The sequence below is a fragment of the Propionivibrio sp. genome (genome assembly GCF_049316945.1).
Taxonomy (GTDB): domain Bacteria; phylum Pseudomonadota; class Gammaproteobacteria; order Burkholderiales; family Rhodocyclaceae; genus Propionivibrio.
The window spans coordinates 1-2,103 of sequence record NZ_JBMOJE010000343.1 but is presented as its reverse complement, the minus strand read 5'-3'; the positions used below and the strand labels follow the sequence as shown (position 1 = coordinate 2,103).

Annotated in this window: 5 protein-coding genes; 4 read left to right on the top strand and 1 reads right to left on the bottom strand. The window is 54.6% G+C overall.

Features of this window, described 5'->3' with window-relative positions; translation table 11 throughout:
• The 3 genes from ACOYNV_RS27895 to ACOYNV_RS27885 all read left to right on the top strand — a co-directional run.
• On the top strand, nucleotides 1-220 hold a 220-nt coding region (locus tag ACOYNV_RS27895), incomplete at its 5' end, for a DUF4351 domain-containing protein (RefSeq protein ID WP_422903081.1).
• A gap of 589 nt (nucleotides 221-809) precedes the next feature.
• Nucleotides 810-1,139: a nucleotidyltransferase domain-containing protein gene (locus ACOYNV_RS27890; RefSeq protein ID WP_422903080.1), complete on the top strand. Its 330-nt coding sequence runs from the start codon at nucleotides 810-812 to the stop codon at nucleotides 1,137-1,139.
• Nucleotides 1,120-1,521 carry a HEPN domain-containing protein gene (locus tag ACOYNV_RS27885; protein ID WP_422903079.1) on the top strand — a complete coding sequence of 134 codons (402 nt, stop codon included), beginning with the start codon at nucleotides 1,120-1,122 and terminating at the stop codon, nucleotides 1,519-1,521. Before ACOYNV_RS27890 ends, ACOYNV_RS27885 begins: the two co-directional genes overlap by 20 nt.
• A 46-nt stretch (nucleotides 1,522-1,567) precedes the next feature.
• Here the strand turns inward: ACOYNV_RS27885 and ACOYNV_RS27880 are convergent, their stop codons facing one another.
• Nucleotides 1,568-1,861: an FKBP-type peptidyl-prolyl cis-trans isomerase gene (locus ACOYNV_RS27880; protein WP_422903078.1), complete on the bottom strand. Its 294-nt coding sequence runs from the start codon at nucleotides 1,859-1,861 to the stop codon at nucleotides 1,568-1,570.
• Between the two features lie 70 nt (nucleotides 1,862-1,931).
• On the opposite strand from ACOYNV_RS27880, the gene ACOYNV_RS27875 reads away from it, so the two are divergent.
• The coding region (locus ACOYNV_RS27875) for an Rpn family recombination-promoting nuclease/putative transposase (RefSeq protein WP_422903082.1) at nucleotides 1,932-2,103 on the top strand (172 nt) is incomplete at its 3' end.

The following is a 2,103-nucleotide window of genomic DNA, read 5'->3' as shown; positions in this document are numbered from 1 at the left end:
AGAATGGGCGCATGGTTATAAGGCCGAGGGCGTACAGCAGGGCATGCAGCAGGGCGAATCCTTGGCTTTGCAGAAGCTGCTGACCAAGCGCTTTGGCGCCATGCCATCGGATGTTCTGGCAAAGCTCGCTGCGGCCGACGCAGCACAGATTGATGCGTGGCTTGACCTTGTTCTCGATGCGCCAAGTCTGGAATCCATTTTCGGCCCTACCACGCACTGAAGCAAAGCGTCTAAATAGCAGGCTAGCACCAACCTGCCTGAGATTTTCACAAAGTCTCAGCCCTGCAACTCCATCGGCACCGCAAACGTCACGTTTTCTTTATCACCTGCAACAGGCTGACTTGACCGGTTTGTCCGCCGGTTAAGGAGTGGGTCTTACGTGAGCCTGATGATTTCGACTTCGAAGCTGATAACAAAGGGGCCAGGCTCGCATTAATTGGCTGAAGTTTCTATCCTCGCAGCCATTCCCCGTCGCCCCTGAATCCATCTCGCCACGGGGCAGCGGCGCGAAGCACGTCCACGCGGTCGGCCACGAAAGACCGTGGTGGAATCGGTCGGAGCGCAGGAGCAGTTGCTGCTTGAAATGTGACCAAGGCCCCTTTGTTTTTTAAACCGCCAAGCTCTCGTGACGTTCATAACGCCGCTGACACATGTACTTGTATTCGACTTTGGTGCCAGTGGTATCTTCCACCTGAACCTCTTCGAGCCAGCCGTCGAGACCGTTACCTTTTTTGCGATCAAGCTTCAAAGAGAAGACGATTACGGCTAAGCTGCATTCTGTCAAATGATTTGAACCGAGGGTGCCTGCTATGAAGCGAATTACCGACGAAATTCTGGCTGACATGGCGCGTAGGCTTGTCCAGGTGGCTGACCCGGACAAGGTAGTCTTGTTTGGTAGCCGGGCGCGGGGGGATGCGCAAGAAGATAGCGATGTGGATTTATTGGTTATCAAACCATCCGATCAGCCGAGACATCTGCGGGCGCTGCCACTTTACCGTGCGCTGCGCGGGATGGGGATTCCCAAGGATATATTGTGGGTTACTCCGGATGAGGTTGCGGCTTGGCAAACGGTGACGAACCATGTTGTTTCCAGAGGGCTGAGGGAAGGTCGGGTGCTGTATGAAAAAAAACCTGCTTGAAGCGGGCAGGGGTTTGTTCAGGAAGGCTGGTCATGATCTGCAGGCCGCTGAGTTGCTGCTGAGGGAAGGCGCGACGGATGTGATTTGTTTTCATCTGCAGCAATCTGTAGAAAAGTATCTGAAGGCCTATCTGCAAGCGAATGCTGTCGAGTTTCCTCGTACGCATGATTTGGATGCCTTGCTTGATATTTGCGCGAGCCGGACAGAGGTCTTCGAGGACTTTCGTGATCGACTTGAGGTTTTTATTCCCTACGCCGTCATGCTCAGGTATGAGATGGACTTCGAACCTAGCCGGGAGGAGGCGAAAACCGGGCTGGTCCTCGCGTGTGAGGTACGAGACAGGCTGGCTGCGTTGGTTCCTGGAATTTCAGCGAGTGACTAAACCGGGTAGCTCTGCGCATTGGTGGCTCAGATTTGTCCGGCAAGCGTTACATGATGCCGATGATTTCGACCTCGAATGTGATCGGCTTGCCAGCCAACGGGTGGTTAAAGTCGAAGAGGGCGGTGGTTTCGGTCAGTTCGCGCAGGAATCCGGCAAAACCGGGGCGGCCATCGGGCGCGCCACACTCGATCAGGGAGTTTTCCTTGAGTTCGACTTCCGGGGGCAGGGCGCTGCGGGCGATACGTTCGATGAGTTGGGGATTGTGATCGCCAAGTGCCTCGTTGGAGTCAAGCTGGAAAATATAACCAAGAAAAGGGGCCCAAGAAAAGGGGCCAGGCACGATTAAAATCCGAGACAGACTTCGCCGCGCTAACTGCCGAAACATGAAACCAGGGAGGTAGAATGCACTGATGGCAAACGATCACGACTCCGGTTACAAATTCCTCTTCTCAACGCCGGAACTGGTGCGCGACCTGATAATCGGGTTTGTTCCGGATGAATGGCTGCACAGCCTTGACTACACGACACTGGAGAAAGTGCCGGGAAGTTACGTCAGCGAAGATTTCAGCAACCGCGCCGATG